Consider the following 21,207-nt stretch of genomic DNA (forward strand, 5'->3'; position numbering starts at 1 on the left):
ATGAACCTCATTAGATTACTGAAGTACAAGTCAGGCAGATTTTTTATCATGATCGCTTTGCTGGGAATTGTAAATAGCCTGGTATACGGCAGCATCATGGTGTTCATCAACAATGTTATCGCAGGAGAGGGGCTGCCTTTCCTGGCAGCTCCTCAAAGCTGGGTGTACGCCGGATTACTGGTTGTGTCATTCCTGTTGAATAAAACCTTCCAGACCTATATCGCGAGATTAACAAACAGTATCGTGTTTGAATATGAATCCGGTGTAATCGATAAGCTGAGGGTATCCACCTTTGAATCTTTTGAAAAGCTTGGCGCACAAAGAGTATACACCGCTATACAGGATACGCGCCTGCTGGCGCAGGTGCCTTCCAACTTTGTCAATGCGGTGAATTCAGTCGTGATCATTCTCTGCGGACTGTCCTACATGTTCTGGCTGTCCTGGAAAGCAGGTGCCATGATCCTGTGTTTCATGGGTTTGCTGCTCGCTTTTTATCTGTTGCGTAACAACTCCATAGAAAAACAACTCAATGAAGTACGTGACCTGCAGAATGATTATCACCGCTATCTGCGCGATTTTCTGAATGGTTTCCGGGAAATAAAAATGAGCCTGACCAGAAACAACAGCATTTACGAACGGTATATCAAACGCACCCTGCTGGGTAGTAAAGAACTGAATGACCGTACCGCTGTACGTTATCTCGAAAACGAACTGACAGGCAACTATAGCTGGTATGTGGTCCTCGGACTGATCCTCTTCGTCATGCCCCAGGTACTGAATATACCCATGACGCGTATCACCGCTTTTGTGTTCACTATCCTGTATATCATGGGGCCCCTGGCTACGCTGATCTCTTCAGTACCTTTCTTTACCCGGCTGAAAATAGCCGTTGAAAGAATTGACGGACTGGAAAAAGAAATAGATACCTATCCGCAGTACGACCTGAAAGAACAACCGGTAGAATTGTCCCGCAACTTTACCAGCCTTGAATTCAGAAACGCTGCCTACGAATACAAAGACGCCGCCGGCAAAAGACTATTTGCAGCTGGTCCTTTTAATATCTCTATCAAAAAAGGAGAGATCATCTTCATAACAGGAGGGAACGGCAGCGGTAAAAGTACCTTCATCAATCTGCTCACCGGTATTTACATGCCAACACATGGCTCACTGCTCTACAACGGACAGCCCCTCATCATGAACAGCTATCCGCATTACAGCGACCGCCTGTCCGCCATCTTTACCGGTGTCTACCTGTTCAACGAAAACTATGACGGTTTTGACCTGGATGAAAATAATCCTGTACTACAGAAATACCTCACGATGATGGAGCTGGATGAGGTTGTACGCTTCGACACCCAGAAGAAATCAATAGACAACAAGCTGTCTATGGGCCAACGCAAAAGACTGGCCCTGATCTACGCACTGATGGAAAAAAGAGACGTGATGGTACTGGATGAATGGGCGGCCGAACAGGACCCGCATTTCAGAGCCTATTTCTACGAACAGATCATTCCCGTATTAAAACAAATGAATAAAACGGTCATCGCCGTAACCCACGATGATAAATACTACGGACAGGCAGATCGCATCCTGCATTTCGACTTTGGTAAGGTGGCAGAAGATGTGAAACTGCAACATGCAAAACAACCCGAACTCGTAAAATAAATGCCATGAATATATTCTCGATTCCCTTTGCAGGTGGCAGCGTCTACTCTCTCAAACCTTTCGAGATCTATATGAACGAAGGAGTACGCTGGATACCGCTCGAGCCGCCCGGCAGGGGAAGGCGGATAAGAGAACCCCTGATCAAAGACCTGCAGCAGATGGCAGCAGACATTTTTAATCAGATCCGCTCCGGCCTGGATGAGCCTTATGCCTTCTATGGTCATAGCATGGGTGCCATGCTGGCTTACCTGGTTACGCGAATGGCATTAGATGCCGATCTGCCGCCACCCACCAGATTGTTCCTGTCAGGTTGTGGCGCTCCTGCCAGCAAATCGAAAATGCCCGGCAGACATAAACTACCCAAAACGGAATTCTGGAAAGCATTGAAAGAACTGGGTGGCAGCCCGGACGAAGTCTTGCAGAACGAAGAACTGCAACATTATTTTGAACCCATTCTCCGCGCCGATTTTGAGGCCATTGAAAAATATGACTATCAGGAAGCAACACCGTTTGACATACCTGTTACCGTCATCATAGGATATGATGAATTTGTCACCCGTGAAGAAGCAGAACAATGGCAAATGGAAACACTGGCGCCAATCGATGTGATATCCTATCCAGGTAACCATTTCTTCATCTTCGATCGTGCATTTGATATTGCACGCCTCATTAAAAAAACGCTAAACGTCTAATAAATTAATTATGAACAACAGGCCGTTATACCTCAAGCCCAATGTAGTCCTGGAGCCGCTTTATTTTCAGTGGTACGCCTGGTCGCACCTCATCTCCCCGGCAACGGGCGCGATGAACATCGTAGGCAGACACCTGAAAATCATGGACTCCTACGTACAGGCGCCTGCCATCCATGCAGCTGCCGCAAAGAACCCGAAACTGCTGGGTGGCCCTTTTATGGATTATGGCGCCAACCGCGTAGAAGAAATAAAACAACTACGCGATGGCACAAAGCAGAAAGGCGCCTTACAGCTGGCATTTACCGCAGCCATCAAAGAACTGGATGCCCTGCTGAAACAATATGATAAAGGCACCTCGCTCGAACCGCTATATGAAAAAGTACCCGACGTCCTGAAAGGATATGTCGAACTGGTATATGACCTGAATAATAACCCTTCTTTCCGCCTGATAGAAGCATTACTCTACAAAAGCCCTATATATGATGAAAGCCTCCAGAGCATCTCCATGTGGATCACGGAAAACGATGAAAGACCCTTTGTTCTCAGTACCCCCCGTTTAGAAGAACCGGATGTACTGAACCTCGAAATTCCTTTCCGTCATCCCTTTATAGATGCGGTGTCCCGCATGAAAAGAGAGCCTTCTACGATGGAAGAACTCATGGAGACGGTGGACTTCGATATCAGTAACCCTGCATTGTTCGAATCCTTCTTTACGGAAGAAGCCCCCGTTCCCTACGAACCTTATGAAGGGGATAGGATCAGGATGCGCTACTTCGGTCATGCCTGTATCCTGGTGGAAACTAAAAACACATCTATCCTGGTTGACCCGCTGGTTGCCTACTACGGATACCAGCATGAAGTAGACCGGTTTTCTGATGTGGATCTGCCCGATGAGATCGACTACGTGCTCATCACACACAACCACCAGGATCACATCCTCTTCGAAACATTATTGCCATTACGGCATAAGATTAAAAACCTGGTGATCCCTAAAACAACTTCCGGCTCACTACAGGATCCCTGTCTCAAACTGATGTTTAAAGCAATCGGATTTAAGAACGTCATTGAGATCGGTAACCTGGACGATATCACACTGGGAGACTGCACCATCACCGGTATTCCTTTCATAGGAGAACATTGCGATCTGAACATCAACACCAAGAGCTGCTATCACGTAAAGACAGACGGTTTCTCCGTTCTTTTCTGTGCGGACTCCTGCAATGTTGAACCCCGTTTGTACCAGCACGTACAAAAAGTGATCGGAAACGTCGATGTCCTCTTCCTCGGAATGGAATGTGATGGTGCACCGCTGACCTGGTTGTACGGACCACTACTGACAGAAGAACTGTCACGCGAGAAAGACTTCTCCCGACGATTGGCTGGTTCTGATTACCAGCGTGGAATAGACCTGGTAAAAGCCCTCTCGCCGGCTGAAGTATATGTTTACGCAATGGGGCTGGAGCCATGGCTGGAATTTATCAGCAGTATCCGCTACGATGAACGGGCTAACCCCATCGTAGCCTCCAACAGACTGATTGCCGAATGCCTCAAAGAAGGCATTGTAGCCGAACGCCTGTTCGGAGAAAAAGAACTGCTCTATGAATCTGTATTGGTTTAACCTGAATCTTTTTTTATGGTGTACGTTTATTACTGTGAAAACAGCCCGCTGCCAGAGGCCATTTACAAGGCCTGGTTGTGTTTGATGCCCGGTCAGTTTGTGAACCGGTTGAGCAGGCTGGTGCACCGGCACGATGCACAGGCCAGCCTGCTGGGTCGCATGCTGCTGCTGTACGCGTTACGGCAGCTGGGATACGGACATTTGTCGCTGAATGACATCAAGTTCTCATCCTATCAACGACCCTTTTTCGAAAATACCAACCTCGATTTCAATATCTCTCATTCCGGCGATTATGTGATCTGCGCCATCGCAGAACATAACAGGATCGGGATCGATATCGAGGCGGTAAAGCCGGTATGCCTGGAAGACTTTGAAAGCATGTTCTCAGAAAAGGAGCTGGAAGAGATCTACCGCTACCCCGGACTGGAACAGGACGCTTTCTATAATCTCTGGACACAGAAAGAAGCCCTGGTAAAAGCAGAAGGCTCCGGACTTAATTTCCCGGTCAAAGACATTCTTGTCCAGAATGGCTGTGCCAACCTCGCCGGGCATACCTGGCACCTCTATGATCTCGTTCTCATGGACGGGTACAAAGTGCATCTGGCGATGCAAGTGCCGGAAAGTGAAACAATTAGAGTAAAACCCTTATGTACGGAGGATATCATTGAATCCTGACCCCCGGTTTTGGTACTTAAAAAATGCCGGTTGGTGTAACAGTTTTTAACCCATCTTTTCTGCAGATTAAGTTTGGGAAACAATCATTACCTCAAATAACAATTATTATGCAGATTTTCTATAATGTAAAGACGCCGTTCTGGTTGCTGTCATGCATGCTCCTGATCTTTTCAGGCAGCATGTATGCACAGCAACCGGCAGCCGGAAACGGACTAAAAGGACGATTATCCGGCTCCGGCGGTACAGCATTGGAGTTTGCCACGGTCAGCCTGCTCAGGGCGTCTGATACGGGTCTGGTAAAGACAGTGGTGAGCGATGCCAGCGGCGTTTTCGATTTAGGTAACATCCCGGACGGCAGCTATGTACTGCACGTTTCCCTGGTAGGATACAAGACGATCCGAAAGCCCGTCGAACTGAACGCTTCTGCCGGACCGCCGGACCTCGGCAGCCTGTCAATGGAACAGAATGTCAGCAACATCAAAGAAGTTGTTGTTGCCGGCAGAAGACCACTGATAGAACGTAAGCTGGACAAAACGGTCATGAATATTGAAAACAGCCTCCTGGCTACCGGTAGTACCGCACTGGAACTATTGCAACTCGCGCCAGGTGTGACTATTACTAACAATGACAAGGTCCAGTTGTACGGCAAAAGCAGTCCGCTGATCATGATAGATGGTAAACCCACTTATCTGTCTGCCGCCCAGGTCAGCAACCTGCTGAAAAGTATGCCTTCCAACACCATCGCTACGATAGAGATTATCAGCCAGCCGGGCGCCAAATACGACGCCGCAGGTACCGGTGGGGTGATCAACATCAGAACGAAACAAAACGGAAGCGCGGGCTTTAATGGTACCGTTACGGGTGGCTTCGGGTATGGCCGCAGAGAAAAGTACAGGGGCGGTGTTACCCTAAACTATAAGAAGAATAAGGTCAACCTTACCGGCGACTACACTTATTCCTTCAACCACTCCGTTAAATACCTGGACATTGACCGTGATGTCCGCCAGGATGCCACCAGCACCTTCTTCGGTCGCTCCGGCGAAACGCATAATGAGCTGGGCACCCACAACTACAAAGCAGGGATCGTTTACAACATCAACCCATCCCATGCCATTGGCTTACAGGTAATGGGTTATGCCAATGATCAGCGCACGAATGTAGACAACACGACAAATATCCGCACAGAGAAACTGAAAGTGGATTCCATGATGACCGCCAATGCCCGCGAGAAATCAGGCTTTAATAATATCGGCGGTAACTTCAACTACCGCGGCAGACTGGACACCCTGGGAAGAGAATTGGGCGTAGACGTCGATTACTCACGTTTCCGCAACAACATCAACAGGAACTTCGTCAATACCCTGTATGACAGTCAGGGTATCAATATCGGAGACCCTGATTATGTACGCAACTACTTTCCTACGATCGTAAAAGTCTTTGCTGCTAAAACCGATCTGGTATATCCACTGGCAAAACAGGCAAAGATCGAAGCCGGTCTTAAAACAAGCTTCGTATCTACTGACAATGATGCCCGTTTTGACTCTTTGCTCAGCGGTGAATGGGTCCTGTCCAAATCTCAGACAAACCACTTCATCTACAAAGAGAACATCAATGCAGGATACCTGAACTTCAGTAAGAAATGGAGCAAGACCAGTCTGCAGGCAGGCTTACGTGTGGAACAAACTAACTCTGACGGTAATTCTGTTACCCTGAATACCCGTACAGAACGTTCCTACACCAATCTGTTCCCCAGCCTGTTCCTGAGCCGTAAACTGGCGAAAGATCATGAACTGATGGTGTCTTACAGCAAACGCATCGAAAGACCCAGCTATCAGGACCTGAACCCTTTCCGGTTTTATGATGACCGTTATACTTTCCGCGAAGGTAATCCGTACTTAAAACCCGCTTATACGCACTCATTCGAAGCAACGTATTCATGGAGAAATGAAATTACTTTAGTCGCCCGCTACGGTCTTACAAAAGACGTGATAGCAGAAGACATCCAGCAGGATGAAGGCGCTAATGCCACTAAATCCTTCCTGCGTAACCTCGAACAATTACGTACGGTGTCAGCCAGCGTTTCCTATTCTAAAGACATTACGGACTGGTGGTCAACCGACAACACTGTGACCTTCAACCGTAGCCAGTATATAGATGACAATGCCGGCAACTATCGCAACTTCGATAACTATGATGTAAACATCAACATTTATCAATCCTTTAAACTCACTAAAAACCTGTTCCTGGATGTAGGTGGTTTCTATCTCTCCCCATGGTTGTATGGCTTCATAAAAGCAGAAGCACAGTACAAACTGGATGTAGGTTTGAAACAGAACATCCTGAACAAAAAAGGCAGTATACGTCTGAGAGTAGCCGACGTATTCAACACGAACCGCTTCCAGGGTAGAGCCGTCTACAACAATGTAGATGTTGCCATCCGGAACCGCTTTGAATCACGTGTCGCCTGGCTGACCTTTACTTACATGTTTGGTAATACAAAACTGAAAGTAGCAAAACGTGGAGATAGTACGAAAGAAGAAAAAGATCGCGTAAAGAAAGAAAACTAGTCAATAGGTAAGTAAGTCAACAATTTGTTATCCCCGTCTTTTTTATAATCCCGGAAGTTCCCCGACAGGCTTCCGGGATCCCCCTTTCTCTTTATTAAAACATCTTTTTATGGGTCTGTTAACTAATGTATGCCGTAGCGCAGTACTTGCTGCATGCCTACAGGTGTACCGGTTGTCTGCCGTCGCATTTCCGGCAGACGCCCCTCCGGAGTATGCCCGTCTGGTGCATACCAAACTGGATATATCGTTTGATTATCCGCAGCACCTCGTACATGGGAAAGCCTGGATCACTTTGCAGGTAGCTCTGCCAAAGCAGGATTCCCTGATACTGGATGCCAAAAGCATGGACGTGACAGCCGTCACGCTGCAAAAAGGTAAAGCAGGTCTGCCTTTGCCGTATAAGTCGACCGGCACACAATTGCTGATAAAGCTGGACAGATCATACGGTAAAGACGAACAGTACACCGTACACATCGCATACACCGCAAAACCTGATGCATTGACAGGTGGTGTTGCCGGTCCGGTACAGACAACAAAAGGGATCTATTTTATCGCCGCCGGAAAAGACAATGAAGGCCCTTTGTTCCAGGTATGGACACAGGGCGAAACATCCGGCGCCTCCTCCTGGTTTCCGACTATCGACAAACCAGATCAGCGTAGCACTTCAGAGATCAGTATCACCGTACCGGCAAAATATCGGTCCCTGTCCAACGGTGTCCTCAAAGGACAACAGGAACAGCCCAATGGTACCCGTACAGATACCTGGTCAATGACTTCGCCACACGCGCCTTATCTGTTTATGCTGGCTGTAGGGAAATTCGATGTTGTCCATGACAACTGGAATGGACTCCCGGTCGATTATTACATGGAGCCGGAATACAGCGCCTATGCAAAACAGATCTTCGGCGCTACCCCGAAAATGCTCAGCTTCTTCTCTGAAAAGCTGGGTTACAAATACCCCTGGCCCGGGTACGCACAGATCGTCGTAAAGGATTATTTCTCCGGTGGTATGGAAAATACAACCGCGACCCTTTTCGGCGATCTGCTGCGCAGGAATCCAAGGGCCCTGCTGGGAGATGAAGACGCGAAATGGCTCATCCCACACGAGCTTTTTCATCAATGGTTTGGTGATCTCGTCACCTGCGAAGAGTGGTCGCAACTCGCCTTAAACGAATCCTTCGCCAATTTCGGTGAAGTACTCTGGGGGGAATACGCCTACGGCAAAGACGCGGCACACCACCATTCATACGAAGCCATGCTGAAGTATTTCCAGCAGCAGAAAGAAGGAAAAGATCATCCGCTGATATATAAAACATACAAAGATGAAACAGAGCTGTTTGACGCTGTCACCTATGAAAAAGGAGGCAACATACTTAGTATGTTACGTGACCTCGTTGGAGAAGATAAATTTTTTGCCGCCCTGCGGAGCTACCTGTCTGAAAATGCTTTCAAAGCCGTGGATGCAGAAGACCTGCGGACAGCATTCGAAAAAGCCAGTGGTAGCGAGCTGAAATGGTTCTGGGACCAATGGTTCTATCGCGACGGTTTTCCCATACTGGATATCTCTTACGAATACAATGATGCCGCAGGCACTGTAGCCGTAAAGATCGACCAGCAACAAAAAGGCGACATCTTTACCCTTCCCCTGAAAGTAGACCTTTATACAAATGGTAAACGTACCACGCAGGACATAAAGGTAGATAGCCGCACACAGGTATTCACTCTCGCTTATCCTGATAAAAATACCAGACCTGCACTGGTAAACGTAGACGCAGGAAAACACCTGATCTGTAAGAAAACAGACAGAAAACCGCTCGAAACATTCATCTATCAGTATCAGTACGCCGGTAATTATCTCGATAGGAGAGAAGCCATCAAAGCCTGTGTATTGGCACAGGATACCAGCACACTGGCCCGCGCATTTCTGCGGACTGCCCTCCATGACACGGACGACGGACTCAGGAAGATCGCCGTACAGTATACAGACCTTGAAAACAGCGACACACGTAAGACCTATGCCGGTCTCATAGATAGTCTCGCACGCTATGATAAAGAGCCGCTGGTGCGGCAGGCCGCTATCAAATCCTTACGCAGCCTGAAAGACCCCGCTTATAAAGCACTCTTCGTGCAGTCGCTGAAAGACTCCTGCTACAACGTGGTCGCCTCATCCCTGATAGGGCTGAACAAGCTGGATAAACAACTGGCGGCACAACAAATGACGCCTTTCCTGGAGGATAATGAAATGGCCAGTACGATACTGGATATCTACCTGGGCAATGAAGATCCAAAGGATAATCAGTCATTTCTATCCATCGTATCCAGACAGCGGGACCGCCAGAAACAGGATTACCTGGTGAAATACCTCCGCTACCTGTCTACGCTGAACGATGTGGATGCAATTGACTACGGACTGAAACAGTTCCAGCAGATCGCATCCTCCATTGACGATCAGCTGATGGATAAAAAAGGCATGCTGGGTAACCTCGAACTACTGGCCGGATTCAAAATGGATCTGCTGAAAAAATCAGCCAGTAAAAAAGAACGCTCCTCCCTGGAAAAACAGGTAGCCAGCATACAACAAACGATTCATGACTTTTCCATAAATATGGATTGACCCTTTTAAAACTATTACAAATTCTAGTCTTATGGCATTGAATATAATCGGCATTTCAGCCCTCTATCATGACTCTGCTTGTTGCCTCGTACAGGATGGCAAGCTGAAATACGCAGCAGAAGAAGAAAGATTTTCAAGACTCAAGGCGGATGACGCAATTCCACGGATGGCGCTGAAATACTGCCTGAAAGAAGCAGGTATCGGTATTAATGATATTGATTGTATCGCATTTTATGAAGACCCGACCAAGAAACTGGGTCGTCAGTTATGGAGCGGTATCTGGAACCGTTCAGATGTATTACGTAAGAAATTCCGACCGGGTTGGGTAGAACAGGAGATCCGCGACATCCTCGGTTATGAAGGCAGGATCGAGTTCTTTGACCATCACCTGTCACACGCCGCCAGCAGCTATCACTACTCCGGTTTTGATAATGCAGCGATCCTCACAGTGGACGGCGTAGGAGAGTGGGCTACTACTACTTACGGTACCGGTAACGGCGCTGACATCGATCTCTGGGAAGAGGTCAGCTACCCGCACTCCCTCGGATTATTATACAGCACGATCACCAACTTCCTCGGTTTCGAAGTGAACGAAGGAGAGTACAAGGTAATGGGGCTTGCGCCATATGGTAAACCTACTCACGTTAACCAGGTACGTCAGTTGATCAAAATACTCGGCGACGGAAAATATGAACTGAATCTGGAATACTTCGACTTCCTCGAAGAAAGCCGCATGTTCACAGACCGCTTTGCTGACCTGTTCGGCAAACCAGCCAGAGTAAAAGGCGTATCCGTTGATCAGGAACATATGGACATTGCCCGCAGTCTGCAGGTAGTGCTGGAAGAGATCCTGATCGACAAAGCGGAATACCTCTACCGCAAAACAGGTAGTGAGAACCTTTGTATGGCAGGTGGTGTCGCGCTCAATTGCGTGGCAAACGGTAAGATCATAAAAAATACACCGTTTAAAAACCTTTTCGTACAACCTGCCGCTAACGACGCAGGTGGTGCATTGGGAGCCGCCAGTCTGGCTTATACAAAGCTCAGCGGTGAACCCATGAAACCAGGTAAACTAGGGCATGTATATCTCGGCCCCCGTTACGAAGCAAATCACGTACGTAAGGTACTGGAATCAACATCGCTTCGCTATCATAGCTTCGAAGGTGATCAGGAAACGCTGGTAAAAGAAACCGCTGCGCGTATCGCTGAAGGTAAGGTGATCGGCTGGTTCCATGGCAGAATGGAATTTGGTCCGCGCTCGCTGGGTGCCAGATCGATCCTCGCCGATCCAAGAGACACCGAAATGCGCGATAAGATCAACGCCATGGTGAAGAAAAGAGAAGGTTTCAGACCCTTTGCACCTGCTGCCCTCGATAGCGAATACCGCAAACACTTCGATATCGATCATGAATCTCCTTTCATGCTGGAAACCTGCCAGGTGATCTCTCCGCTGGACCTGCCGGCTATCACACACGTAGATGGTTCCGCCAGACTACAGACGGTCACGCGCAACAGCAATCCGCGTTTCCATCACTTACTGGAAGCCTTCAACGAGTTGACCGGTTGTCCGATCCTCCTGAACACTTCGTTCAACGTAAAAGGAGAACCGATCGTCTGCTCGCCTGAAGACGCGATCAACTGTTTTATCAGCACCAATATTGACGTACTGGTGGTGGAAGACTTTATCATCGATCGTTCAGATAATGAGCTGGGAATACTGGAATGGATTTCCGGCGTCATGACAACCAAATATGCATCACAGCGCAACACTTATACTTTCATCTAAGCAACTACAGTTTTATGAGCAACACAATATCAATCCAGCAAGAACAGGCAAATCAATTAGCCGCTCTGTTATATAAAAATGCAGGCGCTGCGTTTTCCGGCGAGATCAATTCACTGGCAACAGCATTAGGTATTGAACAATTGCCTGGTACACAGGATCTCTCGGCTGCAACAACTGTAGCTGCGCAGGAAGATAACCTTATCAGCACTTCATTGCCGCAGCGTGTCGGTATCTGGACCCTGGGTAAAGAAGAAGGGGTAGAGTTGTACACGCGTGATGTAAATGCACGTATGGACTGGTGGCTGTGGGCAAAGAACCATCAGTTCTCTCCACAGCCATCAGCCGGTAAGAAACGGGTCATCCTCTTAGGAGAATCCGTTGCCAGAGGGTATCTCTACGATCCGTTTTATACCGTCGCACACGAACTGGAAGCATTGCTGAATCAGGCAGCTCCGGGTACACTCGAAACAGAGGTACTCGACCTGGCCAGAACAGATCTTTCACTGCCGATATTAAAAGGGTTGCTGCCGGAAGCGGTCGCCCTGAAACCTGCAGCCATCGTGATCTTTGCGGGTAACAACTGGCTGCATACGATGAAAGAAAGCGTTTCTGCTGCTGACTACCAGGAGTTGTGCCGTCTGCAGGACAGCGGTTTACTGAGCGATGTGCGCGCATTACTGGAAACCCGGTTCCGTGATATGATATCTGGCTTCCTGAAATACGTGAACGCATTGTCAGCACAATCAGGTATCCCGATCACCTTCGTGATCCCTGAATTCAACCTGGGCGACTGGAACAGCAATCCACAGGAGAAAAATGCCACCCGTCTCACGGGTTCCGGTGCTGCTAAATGGGCAGCACTTGTAGAAAACGGAGAAGAAGCATTACGGGCAAATAACTATGAGCTCCTGGAGAATATCTCTTCCCGCATGACCGCACTGGATATGACACATCCGCTGGGTTATGAGTGGAAAGCCATCTGCCGCCAGAAAGCGGGTGACTGGCAGGCTGCACGTAGTCTGATGGAAAGTGCCCGCGACACGGCTATCTACGGTCGCGCCGAAAGCAAACCGCGTTGCTTCCGTGTTGTCAGAGACACCATCCTGAAAGAAGCGCCTGCTTTGGATATCACTGTGGTAGACCTGCCTGCAGTGTTCAGCAAAGCAATTCCCGATGCACTGCCAGGACGCGAATACTTCCTGGATTATTGTCACCTGACCGTACAGGGTATTAAATTGTCCATGCAGCCTACAGCGGAAGCCGTGGCAGCGATCCTGCTGGGAACACCAGTAGATATTACAGCTGACAGCGGACTGTATCCGGACGATGAAGTACGTGCAGTAGCACATGTCGCTGCCGCAGTACACAATGCCCACTACGGACAGGCAGCACCAGTCCTGCAATTCCATTGTCAGGAAGCCGCTGAGGCGACTGACCAGGCAAAAGATGTGATGCGCAACTTCATTGACTTCTCTTCCCGCAGATTGCAGAACACACTCTGCCGTACGCACGAAGAAGTGGTCGAAAGTGGCATCTTCACACAGTATGAAGGAGGTCTTGGATTCATACATGAACGCCGTCGTAAACTCCTGGATATCGCGTTGGTGGATGCAATGGCGCCATTGGCATCCACGCCGGGTGAAAGTCTGGCGGATGATATCCTCGCATTACGTATCGCGGAACATGTACCGGCTCCAGGTAAAACCATCGATCTGCTGGAAACCTGTTACTCAGCTACCAGCTACGATGTCTTTAACGTGGAACTGCCTGAACTAAACTACTACCAGGCACGTAACCATCGCTCTGATTTCACATTTATCGCAGATGCAGGCACCGGTTTTACCGCTAAACTGATTGCCAGAGCACCCGGTACCAATCAGGAGATAAGAGTACTCCTGAATGGAGAACCATTATCAACGCTGCAGCTGGAAGACAAATGGACAACCGTTAATCTGGATATCCAGGATATCTCGTTGCTCAGAAAAGGCACGAACACCCTGTCTGTCCGCTGGCCAGCACCTGAATGGTACCGGAAAACAGATCCTGATGCCGTAAACACACCCAAAGAGTACTTAGATTTCATGTATCCTGTATGGGGTGAAATATATGTATTCGAACTACTCAGCAATAAAGAAAAGGGGCAATTGTCGAACCATAGCGTGCCCGGACGAGTGGAGGCGTCATTATTGTCGGTATGATGCTTTCCCTTTAAACACTCCGGCACTTTTATTTTGACCGGTTTTTTGAAATGCAAAAGGCTTTATGAAGAAATTCATAAAGCCTTTTTTGTTTATAGCAATTACCGGTATTATTCATCTTCGTGTAGCCGGCAGTGATATTACTATTTAGCCGCCGTTGTGTCACTCACTTGTGCTTCTTCTTTTCTATTCAGCTCTTCCCTGGATGACCTCGCTTTTGTGTGTTAATTTTCATTTACCAATAGATAAAATGAATATTGTTTTTTTTAAATATTCATTACCTTCGCTGCGCAAATCCAATTGAGGACACAGATGTTTACCCGTACCTTGTACCCGTTAGATATCCGTATTATATAGCATTGTGTGTATGCCCGTTAAGCATTTTACATAGATGTTATTAACCCGTTGATACCTTTTTTTATGAGAGAAAATATTACATAGTAATCAGGTTGCCTGAAGGAGAATGCTACACCTTATTCCTTTGATAACTTATGTAACACCTATGCCCTTTAATACATAAATAACCATTTATGTTGCCATTATCGTATTGCTATCGGGAAGTCCCGGTACAGATATCCTGTTGTCCATTTTTTATTACTCACACATAAAGTATTACTATGAAAAAAGTCGTGCTGCTTTGTCTTGTAGCGTTTAGTGTCTCCTGCCGGAAGGAAGCTAAACAGGATGAATTGATCCCTAATGAAAACCGTACACCAACTATTGCAGCTGCTGGTGACGGTGTATATGACGTTATTGGCTATGGTTATGATGTAACAGGCGTCTTTGCCGATGCTTCTTCATCCCGCAATCCGGTAATTGATTTTGCCGCTTTCCAGGCTGCCAACCCTGGCCGCGTGAATATCTCCTATCCTAACACGCAGGACTTCTATTATGAATATGGTGCTGACGCTGCATCACTGATGAAGAAAATTTCTGCGAGTCTGAGTGCTACCGCCACCTATACGGCTTTCTCCGGTACCCTGAAAGGTTCTTACAATAGCACCAATACCTTTTCTTCCAAAGATGTTTATGGTATTTGTAACCTGTTGGTGAAAAGCAAACAAATAGAACTGAACACAGACGCGGCTACTTTAAAAAACTACCTGACACCTGAGTTTAAGTACGATCTGGCCAATTTACCGGTAAGTACTATCGTAGCCCGCTATGGAACACACGTACATGTAAATATTATCACAGGTGGTAAACTGGAGATCATTTACAAGTCAGAAACGAAGAGTGAGCGCCGCATGTCAGCTGCTGCTGGTGGTCTGAATCTGAACATTAAAAAGGTGTTCGGCTTCGAACTGAATATTGGTGTAGACAAATCTGCGTCAGACAGTAACTTCACAGAGAGCGTCTCTTATCGCACAAGAGGTGGAGGCTTTGTAGCAGTAGCTACCATCAATCCGACTACCGGTACCACCTTTGATCCTTCCAACTGGCAGAAATCAGTAACATTGCAGAACTCTGTACTGGTGGAAATTCCTAAACAAGGTCTGATCGCTATTACCGATCTGATAGATGATCAGAGTAAGAAAGCTGAACTGGCTGCTTATGTTGATCAATACATTAAGGATAACGCTGTAAATCTGCAATATGCTAAAGCGGCATTGTATTCCTATTTGTATGTTGGTAAAGTGGTTGATATTCTGTTAACGACCACGCCGACAGAGGTAGCTGGTGTTGCAGGATGGCAAAGTGGCTCCGTTATCGGAACCGCGTTTACAGATAATTCCATGCCGGGTGTTATTCCTATCTACAGGTATTTCCAGAACAACAAAACCCATTTCTTCACCAACGATTTCAATGAGATCGGCTATGGTGGTCAACATGGAAAGTATGAGTGGGTAGCCGGATATATCTATAGAAACCCAACTCCGGGAGCTGTTCCTATCTATCGTTATAATGCTAGTGGTATGCACTGGTATACTACTACTTATAATGGTCAGAGCTTTAAACAGTACAATAAGACATACGTGTATGAGTCGATCCTTGGTTATCTTCCGCAAAACTAAGGTTGTCTGATCATCTTTTGTAAAGAAGGCCATCTCATTGTGAGATGGCCTTCTTTTATGCCTGTACACATTGTCAGTTATGCCGCTTACTACACACTGGTATCGGCCATCCCAATATAGCTGTTGTCAGTTCATATTTCTGAATTCCAATGGAGTTTGACCTGTTTTGTTTTTAAAAAGGCGGTTGAAATATCCCGGGTCTTCAAAGCCAAGCTGATAAGCAATTTCGCTGATAGATAGGTTTGTTGTAAGCAGCAGACTTTTAGCTTTGTCAATGACAAATGCATGAATATGCTGCTGCATGCTCATACCTCTAATGTTACGCAGTAGTTCACTGAAGTAATTCGTAGACATGGAATTAGCAAAAACAATGGTGATGAGTCAGCAGTATGATCACGCTGACTTTATTTTTTAACCGGAAAATTTCATAAATAATGTAAATATCCGATGAGAAACGAGGGAAAACATGGGATTAAATGAAAGATAGAAAGTTACTTAAACAACTCTTCCAGCATAATATCATTCTGAACCAACCCAGGCTTATACATATTCTGTTTAGTCCCAAACGTAGTAATCATAACAAGAAACAAGGCCTTCTTTGTTTTGGTTTTTTGTTGAAATATATCCAGCTTATTTTTCAATTCTTCCGCATAAGACTTATCTATCGAAAACTCCGAAGCTGAAAATTTCATCTCGCAAATACTTACACAGAAATCATTTCTATCCAATACTAAGTCAATCTGCGTACCCGTCGCATCTTCTTTTTTACCTGGCACATACCTCCAGATCGACTCTTCTGTATAAACACCTGAGATACCCAGCGCCGCTTTTATTTCATTGGTATGTTTAAGACAAATACTTTCAAATGCCAATCCACTCCAGCTTTTCCATGTAGCCTGCGTAGATAACTTCATCCAGGTCCCTTCGCCGGTAGCCCGGCCATGTTCAATATATTTCAGATAAAATCGGGAATATTCATCACTAAGCTTGTATATCGTATCATTTACATTTTTTTCGTATGGGATATAGTTTGTGATAAATCCTGATTCCATTAATTCATCAAGTAATAAAGTAGCCCTTCCACCACTGGATAACCCACAGGTTTTTATGATCTCTTTACGTGTTAGTCCGGCAGGTGTATTATTTAGTGCTTTAACTACAGCAATATGTTTATCTGCTTCGGCAAATAATGATCTATACAGATTGTCAAATTCACTTTTTAATATCCCGTCTTTAGTAAAGCATAGTCTGTCAATATTCTGTGCGGCACTTAATCCAGCCTCTATCTCCCTTAGATAATGGGGGATCCCGCCCATAACCATATATAATTGAGTAATCTGATAAAGATCCAGTTTGACATTTTTACTCTCCAGGTAATCTTTGGTTTCAGTTAATGTGAAAGGTAACAAACGTATTTTCCTGGTTATCCTGTTATGAAGACCGCCTTTATTATTAACGACTTTTTGTATCATCCAGGAAGCTGCCGATCCACAGATCGTTAATACGAGATTGTCTTGCTTAGTACCCCAGGAGTTCCAGAAATATTCAAATGCAGATAAAAAACCTGATTTAGGAGTATTCAACCATGGAAATTCATCTAAGAATATAACGCATTTCCCTTTTTTCAATAATGGGTCACAATATTTTTTAAGCATCTCGAATGCCTCCGTCCAGCCAATAGGTATTTCTGGAGGTAACTTCTGGTTGGTGACTTCAGCTAATCTATTTCTGAAGTTAAGCAACTGATCCTTTAAAGTGGCATTGTGAACGCCGGAGAATTCAAATATAATTTTACTTTTAAATACTTCTCTTATCAGAAATGTTTTGCCAACACGGCGCCTTCCATAAATAGCAATTAATTCAGCTTCTTCTGACTTTAAAGTCTTTTCTAAAATGTTCTTTTCCTCTTTACGACCTATGAATATTTTCATGCTTTTTTTACTTTTCGGGAAGCCTGGTTGCCTATTATAAGCGGCCAAAACTACCTAAATTTATACAGTTTTGGCCGGATATAAAAAATATAAGCGGCCAAAACTGTGGTTTTAAGTACGGTTTTGGCCGCTTATAAAATAGCAAGATATACCTATTGTTGTGCTAATGCGCTTGTATTTAATTTTTAAAACATGTTATTATTTGTTATTTGTTTGTTGCCGTTTCATTTATTCGTTCTGCCTATTCAACTCCGCCATCGCCATTCCATCCGATCTTCCACCAATTTCTAATTTCCTCACCACCTCCATCTTCTTTAAATCAAACAACACCACATAATTATCCGGCGTAGACGAAATCAGGCTGTAAAAGAACAATAGAATAAAGCAAAACGACAACAAGTTTTAACTGGTATGATCTATAAAAGGGTACCTTAGCGATGAGGTGCCCTTATTTAATGCTCCGCTACTGTTGTGTACGGCTTCCAAAACAGACCCTTATGTTAAGATACAAGAAATATGTCCTGGCGACACTGATGATAGGAACTTCCATGGCGGCAATTGACAGCAGTATTGTAAACGTCTCCCTTCCGGTCATACAGCGACAGTTCGATGTAGACCTGGATGAGGTCTCCCTCGTCATTACAGCTTACATGATCACCTTCCTGCTGTTCATCCCGCTGACCAACTGGTTGAAAAACAGGGTAGGGTATTATCACCTGTATATGACAAGTATCATCGTATTCGTACTGGGTTCTGCGCTATGCAGCATCTCAGGAAGCATCAATATGCTGGTACTGTCAAGGGTTATACAGGCCATAGGCGGAGGGGCTATTGCTCCTGTTTCCCTGGCGATCCTCTCGGAGAGTTTTCCGCAGGATGAAAGAGGAAGTGCAATAGGGTGGTGGGGGATAGGTAACGTGATGGGACCCGCGCTAGGCCCTACACTCGGTGGCGTATTGACAGAATACCTCGGCTGGCAGGCGATCTTTTATGTCAACATTCCCATCGGTATCATCGCCATCCTGATGAACATGCGTTACCTGAATTTCTTAAAATCCCGTAAACGTTATAGTGAGCCTTTTGACTTCAAAGGATATCTCCTCTTTATCTGTTTCATCATACTGCTGCAGTTCACACTGACCAGCACAAGTGATAAATATGGTTTTACCTCCTGGCAATTCATCTCAGGTGTACTGCTGACAGTCCTGTCGCTATGGCTGTTCATCCGCTCTTCCCGCAAACCTTCCGCATTACTGGATCTCTCAGTATTCCGGGTGGCCGCTTTTAACAGAGCCTTTATCATCGTTGCCTTGCGCTCGCTGGCACTGTTCGGCGGTATGTTTTTTCTTCCTTTTCTCCTACAGGGATATCTGAAATATACAGAGATTCAAAGTGCGTTCTTAATATTGCCCAATGCACTTGTCATGCTGCTGACAAGACCCCTGGCCGGTAAAATGGCAGATGCCGGCGAGATCAGGAATATCTCCGTGTTTGGGATCGTACTGGTATCCGCATCTTTCTTTCTCTTCGCGCAGATCAACACCGGTACGCCTGTCTGGTTTATTGTGTTATCAATGATCGTACGTGGACTGGGTATTAGCTTCCTGATTGCCCCGGTGTCTACGGCCATGTTAAATGCCGTCAGCCAGTCACAGACGGCCACCGCTACCTCCTTAAACAGCCTCATGCTGCAACTGGGAGGCTCCGTTGGTATTGCCATCAGTGGCTCTATGCACAGCTACATTAATGATCACTATCTGACCAAAGGTTATGAAGCAACGCTGGCTGAACACTATGCCTTAAGGGATGGATTCCTGTTTACAGCCGTACTGATGCTGGTAACGCTGATTCCGGCTTTCAAACTGCCTCATAAAGTAGAGCGTGAGCTAGAGCACAAAGAAGCCCTTGGATAAAACAGAGTGAGTATTAGCTGCTACACCTGTGTGTCACATCAACGCGCTTTATGTGGTTGGTATCACTATATCTGCCAGTATTTGCTACTGGTACGATTTTCCTGACTTATATGGGAAAGCCTGGACATGAGAAATCCTGTATTTGAGAAGAAACATTGGCTGGAATACCTGTTATATGGCCTCATCGCTGCTTTGTTGTATAGTGTGTTACTGGTGATCCATTTGAGAGAAGGTAACTACGAAAGTTTGTATCTGCTTTATATAGGAAACGCGCTTTTCGGTGTTGTAATACTAGCCTATAATTTTAAGCTGATCTACAAACCCTACGAAAAGAAACGAACTGTTTCCATGCTCATTGCAGCACATCTGACCACAATAATAGGTACTGCGCTTTCCATGATTTTTGCGGCAATCCTGCTGATGGTATTTTATCCGGATGTATTGTGGTCCATGCCAGATACGCTTGCGCCTGAGAACGCTCCGCCGCAGGTACAGGAAAAACCAACGGGCTGGCTGCTGATGCTGATAATAAATGCCCTTGTGCTCAACTTTAGTATGGGATCATTTATTTCAATTGTCTCATCTTATGCAGGCAAGATCAATCAGACAAAAGACAAGCCAGCCCATCTGAGCAAGCGGATATCTGATGGACCAGTGACCAATGATGCCTGAGTCATCTGTTTACATACACTGTATTGTAAAACCATAAAAGAATTATTATGAACGAAAATTCTTCAACAGGCGATAAACCAGCCGTAAACGTCAGTAACAATGAACGTATCATTTCTGCTGTAGCAGGTGGTTTTCTGCTCATGAATGCAATTACCGGAAAAAGAGCCCGTTTCCTGAAAGCAGGTGCCGGCGCCTTCCTGCTCTATCGTGCAATAACAGGTAATTGTCCGGCGTATAGCGCTATGAGAAAAAAGCGCTTGCCTGATCCCGCAAAGAATGTGAATGTGAGAGTGTCCCTGACAGTCGGCCGCCCGCGTAATGAAGTCTATGCTTTCTGGAGAGATCTGGAGAACCTGCCGCTTTTCATGAAACACCTCAAATCTGTTACAGACCTCGGAGGAGGACGTTATCATTGGGAAGCGGATATCCCCGGAATGCCTGCGCCTATCACCTGGGATGCAGAGATCATTAAGGAGGAAGAAGGTACATTGCTTGGGTGGAATGCATTGCCGGGCGCTGATATCGATAACGCCGGTAAAGTAACTTTCGTCGATGCGGGTGAGAAAAGCACCGAGTTACAGATCGTTATCACTTACAGAGCGCCACTCGGCCCTGCAGGCAGAGGCCTGGCGAAATTGCTGACGCCCCTGTTTGAATCAATGATAAAAGAGGAGCTCAGGAATTTTAAGGCGTATATCGAGAACAGCAGAGCACTGGATATTGATGATGATATTGCTGGCAGCGGACCATTATTATACGTTGATGAATCTCCCGATAGTGAGAGCGGTAAATAATATCAGGAAACGCATTCTTTAGCGTACAAATATCATAAAACAAATCGGGGGCACATATCAATGCGCC

At 46.1% G+C, this 21,207-nt stretch carries 14 protein-coding genes; 12 read left to right on the top strand and 2 right to left on the bottom strand.

All coding sequences use genetic code 11. From position 1 onward, the window contains the following. From BMZ72_RS31250 to BMZ72_RS31290, 9 genes are all read left to right on the top strand, one after another. Positions 1-1,665, top strand: coding sequence for a cyclic peptide export ABC transporter (locus tag BMZ72_RS31250; protein ID WP_089814553.1), 1,665 nt, complete (start codon positions 1-3; stop codon positions 1,663-1,665). 5 nt (positions 1,666-1,670) lie between these two features. After that, positions 1,671-2,357: a thioesterase II family protein gene (locus BMZ72_RS31255; RefSeq protein ID WP_089814555.1), complete on the top strand. Its 687-nt coding sequence runs from the start codon at positions 1,671-1,673 to the stop codon at positions 2,355-2,357. 10 nt (positions 2,358-2,367) lie between these two features. Further along, positions 2,368-3,975 carry an MBL fold metallo-hydrolase gene (locus tag BMZ72_RS31260; protein ID WP_089814556.1) on the top strand — a complete coding sequence of 536 codons (1,608 nt, stop codon included), beginning with the start codon at positions 2,368-2,370 and terminating at the stop codon, positions 3,973-3,975. A 15-nt stretch (positions 3,976-3,990) separates the two neighbouring features. Next, a complete protein-coding gene (locus BMZ72_RS31265; protein WP_089814557.1) occupies positions 3,991-4,650 on the top strand; it encodes a 4'-phosphopantetheinyl transferase family protein in 660 nt (219 codons plus the stop codon). A gap of 107 nt (positions 4,651-4,757) precedes the next feature. Continuing rightward, positions 4,758-7,217 carry a TonB-dependent receptor gene (locus tag BMZ72_RS31270; RefSeq protein WP_177222986.1) on the top strand — a complete coding sequence of 820 codons (2,460 nt, stop codon included), beginning with the start codon at positions 4,758-4,760 and terminating at the stop codon, positions 7,215-7,217. 109 nt (positions 7,218-7,326) lie between these two features. Next, positions 7,327-9,831, top strand: a complete 2,505-nt coding sequence (locus BMZ72_RS31275; RefSeq protein WP_089814561.1) for a M1 family metallopeptidase — start codon at positions 7,327-7,329, stop codon at positions 9,829-9,831. Positions 9,832-9,862: 31 nt separating this feature from the next. After that, positions 9,863-11,617, top strand: coding sequence for a carbamoyltransferase family protein (locus tag BMZ72_RS31280; protein WP_089814564.1), 1,755 nt, complete (start codon positions 9,863-9,865; stop codon positions 11,615-11,617). A gap of 14 nt (positions 11,618-11,631) precedes the next feature. Then, positions 11,632-13,815 (top strand): hypothetical protein, encoded by a 2,184-nt coding sequence (locus BMZ72_RS31285; RefSeq protein WP_089814566.1) that lies wholly within the window; start codon positions 11,632-11,634, stop codon positions 13,813-13,815. Positions 13,816-14,432: 617 nt separating this feature from the next. Continuing rightward, positions 14,433-15,830 (top strand): MAC/perforin domain-containing protein, encoded by a 1,398-nt coding sequence (locus tag BMZ72_RS31290; RefSeq protein WP_089814568.1) that lies wholly within the window; start codon positions 14,433-14,435, stop codon positions 15,828-15,830. Between the two features lie 126 nt (positions 15,831-15,956). On the opposite strand, the gene BMZ72_RS31295 is transcribed toward BMZ72_RS31290, so the two are convergent. Together BMZ72_RS31295 and BMZ72_RS31300 are read right to left on the bottom strand one after the other, a co-directional pair. Continuing rightward, on the bottom strand, positions 15,957-16,184 hold the full coding sequence (locus BMZ72_RS31295) for a helix-turn-helix domain-containing protein (RefSeq protein ID WP_089814570.1): 228 nt from the start codon (positions 16,182-16,184) through the stop codon (positions 15,957-15,959). 137 nt (positions 16,185-16,321) lie between these two features. Beyond that, positions 16,322-17,761 carry an AAA family ATPase gene (locus BMZ72_RS31300; RefSeq protein ID WP_089814572.1) on the bottom strand — a complete coding sequence of 480 codons (1,440 nt, stop codon included), beginning with the start codon at positions 17,759-17,761 and terminating at the stop codon, positions 16,322-16,324. Between the two features lie 497 nt (positions 17,762-18,258). Between BMZ72_RS31300 and BMZ72_RS31305 the strand changes: the two genes are divergently transcribed. The 3 genes from BMZ72_RS31305 (at position 18,259) to BMZ72_RS31315 (ending at position 21,140) form a co-directional block, all read left to right on the top strand. Beyond that, positions 18,259-19,674, top strand: a complete 1,416-nt coding sequence (locus BMZ72_RS31305) for a DHA2 family efflux MFS transporter permease subunit (RefSeq protein WP_089814574.1) — start codon at positions 18,259-18,261, stop codon at positions 19,672-19,674. Positions 19,675-19,800: 126 nt separating this feature from the next. Continuing rightward, a complete protein-coding gene (locus tag BMZ72_RS31310; protein ID WP_089814576.1) occupies positions 19,801-20,346 on the top strand; it encodes a hypothetical protein in 546 nt (181 codons plus the stop codon). Positions 20,347-20,393: 47 nt separating this feature from the next. Continuing rightward, positions 20,394-21,140, top strand: coding sequence for an SRPBCC family protein (locus BMZ72_RS31315; RefSeq protein WP_089814577.1), 747 nt, complete (start codon positions 20,394-20,396; stop codon positions 21,138-21,140). Positions 21,141-21,207 lie beyond the last annotated feature (67 nt).

Source organism: Chitinophaga sp. YR627 (assembly GCF_900114995.1).
GTDB lineage: Bacteria > Bacteroidota > Bacteroidia > Chitinophagales > Chitinophagaceae > Chitinophaga.